Raw genomic sequence first — 14,437 nt, 5'->3', positions numbered from 1 at the left:
CTGTCGCGTACATGAAGGCAATCGCACTACAGCAGTACGGATCCGCGGACGACCTGTCCCTGACGGAGCTTCCCGATCCCAAGGTCGCGCCGAGCGAGGTCCTGGTCCGGGTGAGGGCGGCCGGGGTCAACCCGGTGGACTGGAAGCTCGCCGCGGGTGGGCTCGACCCCATCATGGAGGCGGGTTTCCCGCTCATCCCCGGATGGGACGTCGCCGGTGTCGTCGAGGCGATCGGGCCCGACGCGCCCGAGTACCAGGTCGGGGACGAGGTCTACGGGTACGTCCGCAAGGACTGGGCCAAGAACGGCTCCTACGCCGAGCTCGTGTCGGCCAACGTGCGCATGCTCGCTCCCAAGCCGCGATCGCTGAGCTGGCAGGAGGCCGCGGGGGTTCCGCTCGCGGGGCTCACCGCCCACCAGTCCGTCGAGCGTGCGCGGATCGGCTCGGGTGACACCGTGCTCGTCCACGCCGCGTCCGGTGGCGTCGGATCGTTCGGCGTCCAGATCGCCGTGGCCAGGGGCGCCCGCGTCATCGGTACCGCCAGCGAGCGCAACCACGACTTCCTGCGTTCCCTGGGCGCCGAGCCGGTGGTCTACGGGGACGGGCTCAACGACCGCGTCCGGTCCCTGGCGCCGGAGGGCGTCGACGCGGTGCTCGACTTCGTCGGCGGGGGAGTGGCCGGGGAGTCGCTGTCCCTGGTGAGCGGTCCCGAGCGGGTCGTCTCCATCGCCGACGCGGACATCCAGGAGCGGGGCGGCCACTGGCTCTGGGTGCGTCCGGACTCGGAGGGCCTCGGCGAGCTGGCCCGGCTGGCCGACGACGGGAAGCTCACCGTGCACGTGGACCGAGAGTTCCCGCTCGCCGAGGCGGCCGAGGCCTGGCGCCTGAGCCAGACCGGCCGCACCCGGGGCAAGATCGTCCTCACCGTCTGATCGCCCCCGGAGCGCTGAGGGCCCGGCCGACCGGCCGGGTCCTCAGCGCCACGCGGCGTCGCGCTCCTTCGTGGAGGTGTCGGTCGTCTCCGCCGTCTCCGCGGGCGTGGAGGTCGTCGCGGCCCTGCTTCCGGGAACGTCGAGGATGACGCTCAGCGGGCCCTGGTCGACCCGCAGGTGTAGTTCGCCGCCGATGGCGCTGATGTGGGACCGCAGCAGTTCCAGGCCGTCGATCTGCCCGTGTTCGATCTGGGAGATCCTGGCCGGGCTCACCTCCATGGCCTTGGCGACCTCCTTCTGGGTCATCCCGCTCTCCTCGCGGAGGGAGGAGAGCGCGTAACCCTGGCGCTCAGCCTCGGATGCGTGCCGTCTCCTCGTCGAAGACCACCTGAGCCTCTTCGGAGGCGAACCAGGGGTTGAGCTTCTCGGACTCCGCCTGGATCTCCCGCCGACTACGCGCTGTCATGCCTGTTCGTCCTCTCGCTGCCGCAGGTATCCCAGATAGCGTCGCTCCGCGACCGGGACGTTCTTCTGGTACCACTCGTTCCGTTGCCCGGACTCGTCACCCGCCACCAGGAACACCGCCTGTCGAGCCGGATCGAGGACGAAGAGCATGCGGACCTCGGTGTTTCCCGAAGAGCCTGGGCGGAGCTCCTTGAGGTTGTGTATCCGACCGCCCTTGGTCCGGCCCACGAGAGGACGACCTACCTGAGGGCCCTGGCTCGCGGATGTTCCAGAGCGTTCGGAACCGGCCTTGCCGTGACCGGATCGTCCTGCGTGGTCCTGAGCAACCACTCCTCGACGGGCTCCAGCGTGAAGATCTCCCACATACGGGAGAACACCATGCTTCCCTTATGCACAGCGGGGTGGAACGGCTGAAGTCCCGGCTTCTGCCGTTACCGGGCCCCTGCCCGCCGGGTGTGGTCTCCTCGAACCGCTGTCAGCGGGGTCGGCGACGCAGTTCGATCTTCGCGTTGGCACCGGTCTCCGGGTCCACCACGACCTCCTGACCGGCGGCGATGCCGTCCACGACCAGCTCCGCATCGGTGGGCGCAGCGCGCTTGACCACCCCCAGGGCGATCGGCCCCAGCTCGTGGTGGCGGGCCGAGGTGCCCACCCGGCCCACGGCGCGTCCGTCCAGCTCGATCGGGGAGCCCACCTCCGGCAGGCGCTCGGCGGTGCCGTCCAGGTGCAGCATCACCAGACGGCGCGGCGGGCGGCCCAGGTTGTGCACCCGCGCCACCGTCTCCTGACCCGGGTAGCAGCCCTTCTCCAGGTGCACCGCACGGCCCACCCAGTCCACCTCGTGCGGGATGGTGCGCTCGTCGGTGTCCAGCCCCGGGCGGACCCGGTGCTCGGCGATCCGGTTCGCCTCGTAGGCCCACATGCCCGCGGGACGGGCTCCGGCCGACGTGAGCGCCTCGGCCGCCTCGGTGAGCCGCTCGGAGGGCAGGAACAGGTCGGTCTCGCCCTCCGCCGCACGCGCGGGCACGTCGCCGAGCGACGCGGCCCCGACGACCCCGGCACGGTCCGGACCGAGCACGCTCAGCACCGCACGGGACCCGCTCAGGTCCTCCACCTCCACACGCAGCATGAAGCGCATCGAGTCCAGGAACTTCGCCAGCTCCGGGCCGCCGCCGGGCTCGGTGTGGATCCAGGTGGCCTCGCCGTCGTCCAGCAGGGACATGTGGTGGCGCAGGTGGCCCCGGGTGTCCAGGACGAGCGCCTCGGTGGCGGTCCCCGGGGCCAGGTTCCGGGTCAGCTGGCTGGTGAGGTCGTTGAGCCAGTTGAGGCGGTCGGGTCCGGTCACCCGCACCACGCCCCGGTTGCTCCGGTCGACCCACACGCTCGAACGTTCGAGGGCGCGCCCCTCGTGTGCGGGATCGCCGTAGTGCGCGGCGACTCCGGAGTCGGGGGACTCGGCGCTCACGGCGCCCGGTGTGCTCAGCAGCGGCGAAGTCATACCGCCGAGACTAGCCGCCCTGCCAGAGGAGTGGAAACGCCCCTCTGACCTGCGATTTCGCGCACAGAAAAAACATTTGCCCCACCGGTCGGGCGGGGCGTAACGTCGGTGGCACGCAAGAAAGGAGGTGGTCCAAGAAATGGTTGATCTTAGGACTGGCGAGGTGGCCGTCCGCTAGGACGACGCTCGCGTTCGCGCGACGTCGTTCGCAGCGAATCCCAGACGGACACCCGGACCCCGGGCCGCCGGAACTCGTCCGACCGGCCCCGCCCCCGCGGCGGGAGCAGCCCGGGGTCTGCCCCTGTCCGGGGCACCCCCGGTTACGGCGTGTCGACCTGCTTGAGCTGCGCCGACATGTACGAGCGCAGGCCGTGGCCGCGCGCGGCCAGGTCCCAGGCGTACCCCAGCGTCTCCCGGTTGTCGCCGAACAGGCCGTACAGCCGGTGTGAGGCGGTCGCGTCGATCCCGGTCTCGGTGTGCACCACCGCGTCGGTGGACATCTCCACCCGGTTCGCGAACACGTTGCCCAGGTAGACCTCGGTGAAGCCCTCGGGGTGCACGATCAGCGCCTCCAGGTGCACGATCGGCTCGTCCTTCCCGCGCTCGGTCGTGGAGGACTCGGGGCGCGCACGCCAGTACCCCGACTCCTCGGTGACCAGCTCGCCCCGCTCACCCTCCGGGTTCATCCGCCAGGCCCGACTCGTGAAGGTCAGGTACGGCAGACCCGCCGTGTGCGCGAACTCGATCTCCTGGCCGAACTGGAACTCCTCCACGTCGGCGTAACCGGCGACTCCGACGCCCTCCCAACGGCCGAGCAGGAAGGACAGTTTCGCCAGATCGGGGTGTACCTCAGCGTCCATGCCCCCGAGCGTAGCGGCGGTGGAGGGGTGACGGNNCGGGGCCCCCGCCACTCGCGCGCCCCGGTCTGGACATGCCCAATTGGCCCCGCTTTCCCGGAGAACTGGTAAAGATTGTCAGCAACGCGGTGTGGCCACGGGGGCGTTACGCCAGCCGCGTCGTAGACCTCCGACGCATTCTCCAAAGGGGCGACCTGTGTTACTGGTGATCGGTTCGGCGCTGCTCGTGGCCGCGGTGGTCCTCCTCCCCCTGACCGTGATCGCGCTGCGGCGCTGGCTGCGCCAGCGGGCACTGGCCCAACTGCGCCCGGGGGCTCTGGCGGCCAGGGAGGGACAGCGCGTCACGCTCACCGGCGTCGCCGCGCCCGGCCCCGAGGGGCCCCTCTCCTCCGGCCTGGCCGGGGCGGAGTGCGTCTGGCACGGTCACGAGGTGCTGCGCCACTACTGGCCGCTCAACCGCGACCCCGTGGAGGGCGCGGTCCGCGAACGCGCCTGCGACTCCATCGCCGACTACGCCTGCGACGACCTGTTCGGGATCGTGGCCGAGGGCCGCCCCGAAGACGCCCAGCGGGTCTTCGTCGATCCCGGCGACGCCGAGCCCCGGGGAACCGAACTGTGCCTGAAGCGTGTGGTGGGACGCCCGCAGCCGGGTGTGGCCTCACCCGCCGACGATCTGCTTCCCCGCGTACGCGGCCGGATCTCGGGCGTCTTCCGGGGCGAGACCATCGAGTTCGAGTACCGCGAGTGGGTGATCCGTGCCGGCTCCCGGATCCGCGTCACGGGCCGGGTCCAGGTCCGCGACGGCCGTGTGGTCCTGGCCGCCCCCGAGGGCGGGACTCTCAGCGTCGAGCACGGCGTGGACGACCAGCCGGTGCGCGTCTCCCCGCGCCGCACCGAGGCGCTGGCGCTCACCGTCGCTCTCGCGGTCTGCTCGATCGCGGGTGCCGTTCTGACCGCGGCCGCGCTCTGAGTAGGCTGGCGGCCATGTCTCGTTCCTTGGTGATCAAGGTCACCGCCGGGGAGGACGATCCCGAGCGGTGCAACCAGGCGTTCACGGTGGCCGCCGCGGCTCTGGCCAGTGGTGTCGGGGTGTCTCTCTGGCTGACCGGGGAGTCGGCGTGGTTCGCCGTCCCCGGCCGGGCCGAGGGGTTCTCCCTCCCGCACGCGGCTCCCCTCAAGGACCTCCTCGACGCGGTGCTCGCCGCGGGACGGGTGACGGTGTGCACCCAGTGCGCCGCGCGTCGCGACCTCACCCAGGACGACCTCGTCGACGGGGTGCGCGTCGCCGGGGCGCCGACCTTCGTCGAGGAGACCGTCCAGGAGGGCGCACAGGCCCTCGTCTACTGAGGCGGGGACCCCGGGTCCACAAGCCCGGGCGGCTCTGGCGCGGCCCCTCCCCGCGGCCTCGGAAAGCGGCGTACCCGCGCCACCGGAGGCGGCGCGGGCACGAGAGCGGATCGGGCGGGCGCTACTTCCTGCCCTGGTTGGCGACGGCCTCGATGGCGGACTTGGCGGCCTCCGGGTCGAGGTAGGTACCCCCCGGGTTGGTCGGCCTGAAGTCGTCGTCCAGGTCGTACCGCAGCGGGATGCCCGTCGGGATGTTCAGCCCGGCGATGTCGGCGTCGCTGACGCCGTCCAGGTGCTTGACCAGCGCGCGCAGCGAGTTCCCGTGCGCGGCCACCAGAACGGTCCTGCCCGCGGCCAGGTCCGGCACGATCGAGTCGTACCAGTACGGCAGGGCGCGCTCCAGCACGTCCTTGAGGCATTCGGTGCGCGGCAGCAGCTCCGGCGGCAGCTCGCCGTAGCGGGCGTCACCGAACTGTGAGTAGGTGTCGTCGTCCGCGATGGGCGGCGGCGGGGTGTCGTAGGAGCGGCGCCAGATCATGAACTGCTCTTCGCCGTACTCCTCGCGCGTCTGCGCCTTGTCCTTGCCCTGGAGCGCACCGTAGTGGCGCTCGTTGAGGCGCCAGGTGCGCTCGACCGGCAGCCAGTGCAGGTCGGCGGTGTCCATGGCGAGGTTCGCGGTGCGGATGGCGCGCTTGAGGAGGGAGGTGTGGACCACGTCCGGCCGTACGTCGGCCTCCCTGAGCAGTTCACCGCCCCGACGGGCCTCCTCCTCGCCCGTCGCGGAGAGGTCGACGTCCACCCAACCGGTGAACAGGCCCTTCGCGTTCCAGACACTCTCACCGTGTCGCAGCAGTACCAGAGTTCCCATGGGGGCAAGCCTAGCCACCCGGGCGCCGTGCCCGGGAGCCCGCCCGGCGCCTCGCGGGTGCGCGAACGCGGGTTCCTCGCCCTACCCCTCGTTCCCCGGCTCGACCAGGTGCGCGAAGGCGCCCAGGTTGCGCATGTCGTGGCCGCGCTCGGCACGCCACCGCCACTCCTTGCGGATCGCCGAGGCGAACCCCCGCTCCAGAGCGCCGTTGAAGTTCTCGTCCGAGTAGGTGAGCACGCACCCCAGCAGGCGGTCGACCTCGTCGGAGGTGACGCCCTCCAGCGGCAGTCGGCCGCGGATGTACACGTCGCCGACCTCGTCCGCGACGAACGCCATCCCGTACATGTCCGCGTTCCGGCGCATCAGCCACAGGTAGAAGTCGGCGTGGTTCTCATCCGGTTGACGGCAGAAGAACGACGTCAGGGTGAGGCTGTGCGGCCCCACCTCCAACCACACGAGGGTCTTGAGCTTGGCCTTTCCGGGCAGCGTGACCAGGAACGACCCCTCGCGGGGACGTTCCACGTCCAGCCCGGACTCCGCCACGGCGGCGGTGATCGCCTTGGCCGCGGCCTCGCGCGCCGTCTCCCTGTCCACCTCGTACGTCCCCTCCTCCTCGGTCACCGGCACGCCGCCAACGGCAGCGCGCGCGGCGCGGTACTCGCGCGGTACACGTCCAGCAGTTCGTCGACGGTGCGCGACCAGCCCAGGGTGGCGGCGTGTCCGGGTGCCGCCATCGCCAGCTTCGCACGCCACGCCGGTTCGGTGATCATCCGGTGCAGCTCGGCCGCGTAGTCGTCCGGGTTGTGCCCCCGCACCAGCACGCCGGACACCCCGTCCGCCACGGCCGTGGTCAGCCCGCCCACGCGTGCGGCCACCACCGGGGTACCGCACGCCTGCGACTCCACCGCGACCAGGCCGAACGACTCCGAGTAGGAGGGAACCACCGTCACCGCGGCCGCACGGTAGTAGTCGGCCAGCCGTTCGCGGCTCTGCGGCGGTTCGATCCGCACCACGTCCGCCACACCCAGGGAACGGGCCAGGTCGGTGAGCAGCCGGGGTTCGCGCATCCCGCCGCCGGACAGGCCGCCGACCACGCCGACCACCAGGCGCGAACGCAGCGAGGGATCGCGTTCCAGGAGTGCGGCGGCGGCCCGGATGAGCACGTCGGGGGCCTTCAACCTCTGCACGCGCCCCACGAACAACAGGAGTTCGGTGTCAGAGGGAAGCCCGATCCGCGCCAGCGCGTCCAGGCGCGAACCCGGGCTGAACACCTCCAGGTCCACGCCGGGAGGGATGACGCTGATCTGGCCCTCGCGGGCACCGTAGTGGCTCCTCAGCTGACGGGCCTCGTCGTCGGTGTTGGCGATGAGCTGGTCGGCCTGGCGGACCAACTGGTCCTCGCCGCGCACCCGCGCCTCGGGCTCGGGCTCGTCACCCTCGGCCAGGGCGGCGTTCTTCACCCGCGCCATGGTGTGCATGGACTGGATCAGGGGCACGCCCCAACGGCGGGCGGCCATCACACCGGCCTGTCCGGACAGCCAGTAGTGGCCGTGCACGAGGTCGTAGTGGCCGGGTTCGCTCCGGGCCTCGGCACGCAACATCCCGAAGACGAACGGACACAGGTGTTCGGCGAGGGTGTTCTTGTCCAGGTGGCCGTAGGGGCCGGCGGGCACGTGCCGTACGTTCACGCCCGGGGCGAGCTCCACCACCGGGGGCAGGTCGGGCCGGGTCGCGCGGGTGAACACGTCCACGGCCACGCCGCGCTCGGCCATGCGCCGGGCCACCTCGACCACGTACACGTTCATGCCCCCGGCGTCCCCGGTACCGGGCTGGTCGAGCGGGGAGGTGTGCAGACTGACGGTCGCGACCCGGGAGGGGACCGCCGCCTGTTCTCCCACGGGAACGATTCCAGACACCGGACGGGTCCCTTCAGGTCGTGTGTACAGCCGCTGTCGTCAACAGCGACGAAGGTACACACTGTTCCTCACCGGTTCGTTCGAGGGTCCGGGGTTGAGGGGCGCCGTCCTACGGGGTGGAGGTCCAGCCGGACGCCAGGAAGTCCACGGCCTCGGGGAAGGTGCGTTTCCAGGTGGCGAAGTCGTGGCCTCCGTGCGGGTGGAGGGTGGTGACCGTCATATCGCGTTCGGAGAGCAGGTCGGCGAAGCGCGCGGCCTCTCCGTGGATGCTGCCCCTCTGGAGCGGGGTGTGGTCCTCGGTGCCCTCCACCAGCACGAACCTGATGTCGCGCACCTCCTCGGAGTCGAGCAGCCGGTCAGGGGAGTGGGGCGCGGTGTCGTCGCCGAAGACACCGTCAGGGTCGTCCACCCGGAAGTACCCCGCCCACGACACGACCTGGGCGTAGAGACCGGGGTTGCGCAGCGCCAGGGCCGCCGCCCCGTACCCGCCCATGGAGAACCCGCCGACGGCGCGCAGCGTGCGGGGACGTACGTGTTCCCCCTCCACGGCCTCCACGACCTCCCCGGTGACGAAACTCTCCAACGCGAACCGTCCGTCGGCGGCGTCGCCCCACTCGGTGGTGGCGCCCCCGGTCTCCTGGCCGTAGGGGGCGGCTATGACGAACTCGATCCCGGAGCGGCACATCTGCCGGTCCATGAGTTCGCCGATGTCCTCCTCCATGAGGGTCCGGTGTGTGGAGGCGGACCCGTGCAGCAGGTAGAGCACGGGCAGGTCGGCGCTGTCGGGGCCGGGCGGGCGGCGGATCCACACGGGACGGCCGCCCTCGGGGGCGCCGGTGTCGGGCAGGGTGATGATCTCGTTCCCGCCGGGTTCGTCGCAGACCGCGACCTGTCCCGGCCGGGGGATGGGTACGGGGGCGGGCGCCTCCCGGGGCGGCGGGAACCGCATCCGGTTGTGGGCCAACTGGGGTTGGGGGACGGTGAGGTGGGAGACGAGCCGCTCCGTCAGCCCCTCGGGCGGGACCGCGGCCAGTGCCGCGGCGGCCGCGGTGACCACGCAGGAGGAGACGAGTACGAGGGCCCGCCGGGAGAAGTTCGTGAACACACCGAAACCTCGGGTCGGGTAGCCGGCATCCTGCCGAGAACCAGGATCGTCACCCAGTGTAGTCGATTATGTGTGTTCGGTCTCTGGTGTGTTCTCCGGAGGCTCAGACCGGGACCGCGTGCCGCAGCCGCAGGTCGTCCGGGTAGGGCCGCAGGTAGGTCTGGTCCCGGGTCCACTCGACGTCCTCCGCGGCGCAGTGGTGGCGCAGCAGGGCCACGGGGACGCTCAGCGGCGCCCGCTCGTGCCGGTAGTCCTCGATCGCCGCCAGCAGGTCGTGTCTGCGGGTGTCGTCCAGCAGCGGACTCAGCATGCCGAAGGCGTGCTGGAGGGCGTTGACGTGTTTGCCGCGGCTCGGTCGCACGGCCATCACCCGGTGGAACGCCTCCGTGTACGTCGCCCGGACCTCGTCCGGGTCGCCGCTCCCCGTGCGTGCCACGATCCTGCCCGTCTCCCGGTAGCCCTCGGGGGAGTGCGACATCAGCTGGAGTTTGTGCCGGGTGTGGAACGCCACCAGGTCGCGCGGGAGCCAGTCGGACTCCCACAGCCGCCGGAGGCGCGCGTGGGCGAAGACGCGCTGCACGAACAGCTCACGCAGTACCGGGTCCGTCAGGCGGCCCTGTTCCTCCACGGGGAGGGTGGGCAGCAGTTCGGTGAGCCGCCGGGCGAACGCGCCACGCCCCCTCCCGTCCACCCGGTCTCCGTTGTCGTCGAACACCGGCAGGGCGAGGAGGCCGCAACTGGGCGACTTGTTCTTGAGGACGTACCCGTCCAGGGCCCGCAGCTGGGCCAGGTGGTGGTCGGCCACCTCGGCCAGTTCCTCGGTGTGGTCGGCCCCGTCCGCGCTGGAGACCACCCGGTCGCGCTCCTCACGGCGCTGGAGGCGCAGGGTCGGACGCGGGACGCCCAGGCCGATCTCCGCCTCCGGGCAGACCGGCAGCCAGTCCACGTGGTGGTCGAGTTCGTCGGTGAGGAACCGCGAACGGGAGTGCCCGCCGTTGTAGCGGACCGGAGCGCCGAGGAGGCAGCTGGACACTCCGACCCGGGGGCGGACCTCGGGAACGGCTGTGGGGCGATGACCTGGTGCCATACGCCCTTCCTACCCCGCCGTCGGCGCCCGCACCGGGTTTCCGCGGAGGCAGTGGGGCGTTCGTTTGATTACTCACGGTGATGGGAGTGTCGCTTGGCGACCGGCCACCGTCGTCCTGTTCACGCAGGACCTCCGTGTCCACGATCATCCGGCCCTGGCCGCCGCGGCCGAACGCCCCGGTCCGGCCCCGCCGGTGTTCGCACTCGGTCCCGCCGTGGCCGAGCGGTCCGCGCGCAACCGCTTCGCCCTCCCCTCCGGCGCCCTCGCCGACCTGCGGAGCACCCTGCGCGAACGCGGTGGCGGCCTGGTCCTCCGCCGGGGCGACACGGTCGGGGAGGTCCTCGCCCCGGCCGGGCCACCGGCGCCGACCACTTCCACGCCCACCTCGTGGACGGGGACGTGGCCGACGACCACGGCAACTGGCAGTGGGGCGCGGGGACGGGCGACGACACCAGGCCCGACCGGCCGTTCAACCCGCTGTGCCAGGCCCACCGGTTCGACCCCGACGGGGAGTACGTCCGCCGCTACCCGCCCGAGCTGGCCGAACTCCCCGGGAGAAGGGCGCACACGCCCTGGCGTGAGGAACGGCCGCCCCCACGGGTACCCGCTCCCGATCGCGGACCCCGTCCACTGAAACCCGTACGACGGATCAGGTCGGGTTGAAGGCCCTGTGGAAGGCCTGGAACGTCGCGTCGTCGAACAGCACCAGACGGATCTCCGGCACACGCAGCTGCGCCGAGTGGATGGCCCAGGCGGCGATACGCGCCGCGTCCGCGACCGGCCACCTGTAGGCGCCCGTGGAGATCGCGGGGAAGGCGATCGACTCCGCGCCCAGCTCGTGCGCGACCCGCAGGGACTCGCCGTAGCAGGAGGAGAGCAGCGCGCTCTGGTCCTGGGTGGGGCTGTACACCGGGCCGACGGTGTGGATCACCCACCGGGCGGGCAGCCGGCCGGCCGTGGTGGCCACCGCGTTCCCGACGGGCAGACCTTTGCCGTAGTGCCCGGCGCGCAACTGGCGGCACTCCTCCAGGATGGACTTCCCGCCCTTGCGGTGGATGGCGCCGTCCACCCCTCCTCCGCCCAGGAGCGAACTGTTGGCGGCGTTGACGATCGCGTCGACGCTCTGCTCGGTGATGTCGCCCCGGACGACGGAGATCCGGGAGTGGTTCGGAGTGGCCATGGCGTTTCCTTGTTCGTTGGTGGTCGGCCGCTGCCCCGCCTCGGCGGGAGACGGGGGTTCCTGTTCGTGGGACGAGTGGTCCGGGCCCGCGGTTCCACGGTGTTCGGGGCTCCCGTACCCCGGTCCGCGTATCCCGGTGCGCGGTCCCGGACACGGGCGCCCCCGCGCCCGTGTCCGGGACCGTCGGGGCGGACGAGGCGCCACCCTGACTCGGAGGTCGTTATCCCTTGTCCCGCGGGTGATGAGGTTTTAACCTGGGGGTACGACAACGGGTAGTACGACCCCAAGTAGACTCACAGGCATGAATCGGCTTGGCGAACTCGAACGCGCGGTGATGGATGTACTGTGGGCACGGAACGAACCAATGACGGTTCGTGAGGTCGGCAAGGCTCTCGCCGAACGCGACCTGGCGCACACGACCGTCATGACCGTGCTCGACAGGCTCGCCAAGAAGAAGGTCGTCACCCGGGCACGTGAGGGTCGTGCGTGGCGTTACCGTCCGGCAGCCAGCCGTGAGGCATACGTCTCCGAGCTGATGTTCGACGCGCTCGGACAGACAGGAGACCGCGACGCCGCCCTGGCCGCCTTCGTCCAGTCCATGGACGGCGAGCAGGCTGACGCGCTTCGGCGCGCACTCGCGGAAACCGAGCAGCCAAGGAACTAGTCCGTATGGTCAGTGCCGCCCTTCTCACCCTCGTCGCGGTCTGCTGCCTCATCGCCATGGCGGCCCTGCACCGGGCCGAGTGGCCCTCGCGGGGGCCCTACACGGCCGTGATCACGTGGCAGGCGCTCGGCCTCGCCTGGGGCGTGTCCACCATCGGCGCGCTGCTGGCCTTCGGGCTGTCCTCCTACCAGCTCGGCGCCGCCGGAGGCGTCATGGCGCTGGTCTCCGACATCGTCACCGGAGACCTGCTCCTCGCCGAGCTCTCCCAGGGCCTGGAGGGGATCGGCCACCTCGTGGCCGTGGCCCTGGCGGCCGTGCTGACCCTCGTGCTCTTCTACGGTCTGGTCTCCTCCTTCGTGCAGGTGGTCCGCGTCCGCCGACGCCACCACGACCTCCTCGAACTCATCGCCAGCGAGCACCCCGACGTCCCCGGTGCCCGTGTGCTCGACCACCCGGCCGCCGCCGCGTACTGCCTTCCCGGCGTGCTCCGCTCCCAGGTGGTCATCAGCGCCGGAGCCCTCGCGGTCCTGGACAACCGCGAACTCGCCGCCGTCCTGGCCCATGAGCACGCCCACCTGCGCCAGCGCCACGACCTGGTGCTGCTGCCGTTCTCCTCCCTCAAACGCGCCTTCCCGCGGGTCCGTCTGGTCCGCACCTACTACGAGAGCGTCGCGCTGCTCATCGAGATGTGCGCGGACGACCAGGCCCGGCGCAAGAGCTCCTCCCGCGAACTGGCCATGGCGCTGCTGCGCTTCGGCGCGGCCGGACCGGCTCCCGTACCCGCGGGGGCGATGGCGGCCGTGCCCGAGGCCGAGCCCGGGGTGATGCGGCGGGTCAACCGTCTCCTGCGCCCCGACGACGAACTCCCGTACCACGCGGGCGCCTTCATCATGGGGGGTTCCGCCTTCCTGCTGGCCACGGTCACCTGCCTCTGGCACATCCCGCTCTGACCCGTCCCGCCCGCTCCGGAGCGGGACGGCGCCTCCCGGGGCGGCGTGCCGTCCACTGACCCCGCCCCGGCCCTCCGGTGTGTGACACCGGCCTCCACGGGCACGATCAACGCGTCCCGTCCGTTTACGGTGGAGAGCGGGCGGACCACCCGCTCGAAACGTTGTCGGGAGTGTGCGTTTTGTTCGGACTGATCTGGGATGCCATCTACCTGGCCACCTTCGTGGCCAGTCTGTACGCGCTGATCGAGGCGATCCGCACGCCGGCCGCGGCCTTCGAACTGATGGACAAGCAGACCAAGAAGCTGTGGATCATCCTCACCGGTGTCGCCACCGCCCTCTCCCTGCTGGCCGTGTTCTCCGGAACCGGCATGTTCGTCATCCTCGGGCTGGTGGCCACCCTCGTCTTCCTGCTGGACGTGCGTCCGGCGGTCAAGGGCGTGGGCGGCGGCAACGGCAACAACGGCCCCTACGGTCCCTGGTGACACCTCCCGGTCAACCCGCCTCCTCGGCGGCGGCACCACGCCGGGCCTCCGCCTCCTCCATGGCGTCCAGCACCCGTCTGAGAGCTCCGGAGTAGGCGGGATCGCCCGTGTAGTACGAGTGGCCCAGGATCTCCGGCCGTTGCGCCTCGCCGGGCAGTGCGTCGTACGAACGCGGGTCCGGCAGCGGTTCGGCCCGCTCCACGGTGCGCGTGGCCCCCGGGCCACCGGAGGCGTCCCGTGTCCGCACCGGTCCGCCAACCGCGTCGGTGAGGCGCCACAGGTTGCGCCAGGCCGTCACCCGTGTGCGCAGGTCGGTGAAGGCCTCCGGCCCGAAGTAGGCGGGGAAGTAGCGGGCGTACAGGCGGTCCAGCGGTGAACCGTGCGTGACCAGCGACATCCGTCCCAGACAGTCGCCGGGCAGCTGCCACACCGTGGCCGCCGCCAGGACCGAGCCCTGCGAGTGCCCGGACAGCACCACGTCCGTGCCCTCCCGGCACATCAGGGCCACCCGGGCGCACAGCTGGGGTACGGCCCGCTCCGCGTAGGACGGCGGCGCCAGCGGGTGGGCCACCCGCGGCCAGAACGTGCCCACGTCCCACACCGCCCCGACCGCCTGCCGCGTGGGCCTGTCGCGGTAGGCGCTGCGTCCGATCCACACCAGCGCCACCAGGGCCGCGCCCCCCAGCACCGACCCGACGCCGATCAGCACCGACACCACTCCCCGGACGGCCTCCCGTACCTCGTCGGACACCCCCGACGCACCCGAAACGGCCGTCGCAGCGGAGGTCGGACCGGCTCCGAGCTCTCCCGCCAGCGTCGAGTACAGCACCAGCGCGCCCAGCGCCACCACCGGCAGGAGGAGGGCCGCCAGCACGTACGGCAGCGTCTCGGTCATCCGGCCCACCGCCCGCGCGCGGGCGATCTCCCAGGTCCGGCGGTCGCGCACACTGCGCTCGTAGTCCTCGGTCACCCTGGGCAGCTGCGCCCGGGTGCCGCGGCGCAGCGCCAGGGCGAGCCCCGCCGCCACGACCAGCGCGATGACCGCCTCCAACGCGAATGCCACCTGGAGCCAGGAGTAGGCGGCCG

General features: G+C 71.7%; 17 protein-coding genes and 2 pseudogenes. 8 read left to right on the top strand and 11 right to left on the bottom strand.

Annotated elements, in window-relative coordinates:
- Nucleotides 1-11: 11 nt before the first annotated feature.
- Nucleotides 12-932, top strand: coding sequence for an NADP-dependent oxidoreductase (locus D455_RS0118230; RefSeq protein WP_017572148.1), 921 nt, complete (start codon nucleotides 12-14; stop codon nucleotides 930-932).
- Between the two features lie 42 nt (nucleotides 933-974).
- Here the strand turns inward: D455_RS0118230 and D455_RS35490 are convergent, their stop codons facing one another.
- From D455_RS35490 to D455_RS0118205, 4 genes are all read right to left on the bottom strand, one after another.
- Nucleotides 975-1,238, bottom strand: coding sequence for a helix-turn-helix domain-containing protein (locus tag D455_RS35490; RefSeq protein WP_017572147.1), 264 nt, complete (start codon nucleotides 1,236-1,238; stop codon nucleotides 975-977).
- A 156-nt stretch (nucleotides 1,239-1,394) separates the two neighbouring features.
- Complete coding sequence (locus D455_RS35485) at nucleotides 1,395-1,625, bottom strand: type II toxin-antitoxin system RelE/ParE family toxin (protein WP_241480274.1); 231 nt, start codon at nucleotides 1,623-1,625, stop codon at nucleotides 1,395-1,397.
- Between the two features lie 247 nt (nucleotides 1,626-1,872).
- The gene (gene ygfZ / locus D455_RS0118210; protein ID WP_026122749.1) at nucleotides 1,873-2,895 is read right to left on the bottom strand and encodes a CAF17-like 4Fe-4S cluster assembly/insertion protein YgfZ; all 1,023 of its coding nucleotides are present in this window, start codon (nucleotides 2,893-2,895) and stop codon (nucleotides 1,873-1,875) included.
- 320 nt (nucleotides 2,896-3,215) lie between these two features.
- Complete coding sequence (locus tag D455_RS0118205) at nucleotides 3,216-3,755, bottom strand: nitrobindin family protein (protein ID WP_017572142.1); 540 nt, start codon at nucleotides 3,753-3,755, stop codon at nucleotides 3,216-3,218.
- A gap of 193 nt (nucleotides 3,756-3,948) precedes the next feature.
- Between D455_RS0118205 and D455_RS0118200 the strand changes: the two genes are divergently transcribed.
- Both D455_RS0118200 and D455_RS0118195 read left to right on the top strand, forming a co-directional pair.
- Nucleotides 3,949-4,722, top strand: coding sequence for a GIDE domain-containing protein (locus D455_RS0118200; protein ID WP_017572141.1), 774 nt, complete (start codon nucleotides 3,949-3,951; stop codon nucleotides 4,720-4,722).
- Nucleotides 4,723-4,736: 14 nt separating this feature from the next.
- Entirely contained in the window at nucleotides 4,737-5,099 is a 363-nt protein-coding gene (locus D455_RS0118195) for a DsrE family protein (RefSeq protein ID WP_026122748.1), read from the top strand.
- Between the two features lie 121 nt (nucleotides 5,100-5,220).
- On the opposite strand, the gene D455_RS0118190 is transcribed toward D455_RS0118195, so the two are convergent.
- From D455_RS0118190 to D455_RS0118170, 5 genes are all read right to left on the bottom strand, one after another.
- On the bottom strand, nucleotides 5,221-5,967 hold the full coding sequence (locus D455_RS0118190; RefSeq protein ID WP_017572139.1) for a phosphoglyceromutase: 747 nt from the start codon (nucleotides 5,965-5,967) through the stop codon (nucleotides 5,221-5,223).
- Nucleotides 5,968-6,048: 81 nt separating this feature from the next.
- On the bottom strand, nucleotides 6,049-6,594 hold the full coding sequence (locus tag D455_RS0118185; RefSeq protein WP_017572138.1) for a YbjN domain-containing protein: 546 nt from the start codon (nucleotides 6,592-6,594) through the stop codon (nucleotides 6,049-6,051).
- Nucleotides 6,585-7,883 (bottom strand): D-inositol-3-phosphate glycosyltransferase, encoded by a 1,299-nt coding sequence (mshA, locus tag D455_RS0118180; RefSeq protein ID WP_026122746.1) that lies wholly within the window; start codon nucleotides 7,881-7,883, stop codon nucleotides 6,585-6,587. Before mshA ends, D455_RS0118185 begins: the two co-directional genes overlap by 10 nt.
- Nucleotides 7,884-7,992: 109 nt before the next feature.
- Complete coding sequence (locus tag D455_RS0118175) at nucleotides 7,993-8,988, bottom strand: alpha/beta hydrolase (RefSeq protein WP_017572136.1); 996 nt, start codon at nucleotides 8,986-8,988, stop codon at nucleotides 7,993-7,995.
- Between the two features lie 103 nt (nucleotides 8,989-9,091).
- Nucleotides 9,092-10,075, bottom strand: a complete 984-nt coding sequence (locus tag D455_RS0118170; RefSeq protein WP_051064657.1) for a YbgA family protein — start codon at nucleotides 10,073-10,075, stop codon at nucleotides 9,092-9,094.
- A gap of 64 nt (nucleotides 10,076-10,139) precedes the next feature.
- Between D455_RS0118170 and D455_RS35480 the strand changes: the two are divergent.
- Nucleotides 10,140-10,403 (top strand): annotated as a pseudogene (locus D455_RS35480) (deoxyribodipyrimidine photo-lyase); the annotation flags it as partial.
- 71 nt (nucleotides 10,404-10,474) lie between these two features.
- Nucleotides 10,475-10,738, top strand: coding sequence for an FAD-binding domain-containing protein (locus D455_RS35475; protein ID WP_017572134.1), 264 nt, complete (start codon nucleotides 10,475-10,477; stop codon nucleotides 10,736-10,738).
- Here D455_RS35475 and D455_RS0118160 read toward each other — a convergent pair.
- Nucleotides 10,725-11,255 (bottom strand): O-acetyl-ADP-ribose deacetylase, encoded by a 531-nt coding sequence (locus tag D455_RS0118160; RefSeq protein ID WP_017572133.1) that lies wholly within the window; start codon nucleotides 11,253-11,255, stop codon nucleotides 10,725-10,727. The two genes, D455_RS35475 and D455_RS0118160, sit on opposite strands and share 14 nt — an antisense overlap.
- Before the next feature lie 301 nt (nucleotides 11,256-11,556).
- On the opposite strand from D455_RS0118160, the gene D455_RS0118155 reads away from it, so the two are divergent.
- The 3 genes from D455_RS0118155 (at nucleotide 11,557) to D455_RS0118145 (ending at nucleotide 13,351) form a co-directional block, all read left to right on the top strand.
- Entirely contained in the window at nucleotides 11,557-11,919 is a 363-nt protein-coding gene (locus D455_RS0118155; protein WP_073704769.1) for a BlaI/MecI/CopY family transcriptional regulator, read from the top strand.
- A 5-nt stretch (nucleotides 11,920-11,924) separates the two neighbouring features.
- Complete coding sequence (locus D455_RS0118150) at nucleotides 11,925-12,869, top strand: M56 family metallopeptidase (RefSeq protein ID WP_017572131.1); 945 nt, start codon at nucleotides 11,925-11,927, stop codon at nucleotides 12,867-12,869.
- Between the two features lie 179 nt (nucleotides 12,870-13,048).
- Nucleotides 13,049-13,351 (top strand): DUF2516 family protein, encoded by a 303-nt coding sequence (locus tag D455_RS0118145; RefSeq protein ID WP_017572130.1) that lies wholly within the window; start codon nucleotides 13,049-13,051, stop codon nucleotides 13,349-13,351.
- 10 nt (nucleotides 13,352-13,361) lie between these two features.
- Here the strand turns inward: D455_RS0118145 and D455_RS30905 are convergent.
- A pseudogene (locus D455_RS30905) lies at nucleotides 13,362-14,437 on the bottom strand (hypothetical protein); the annotation flags it as partial.

Source organism: Nocardiopsis halotolerans DSM 44410 (genome assembly GCF_000341065.1).
GTDB lineage: Bacteria > Actinomycetota > Actinomycetes > Streptosporangiales > Streptosporangiaceae > Nocardiopsis > Nocardiopsis halotolerans.
This window is presented reverse-complemented; position numbering and strand designations above follow the sequence as displayed.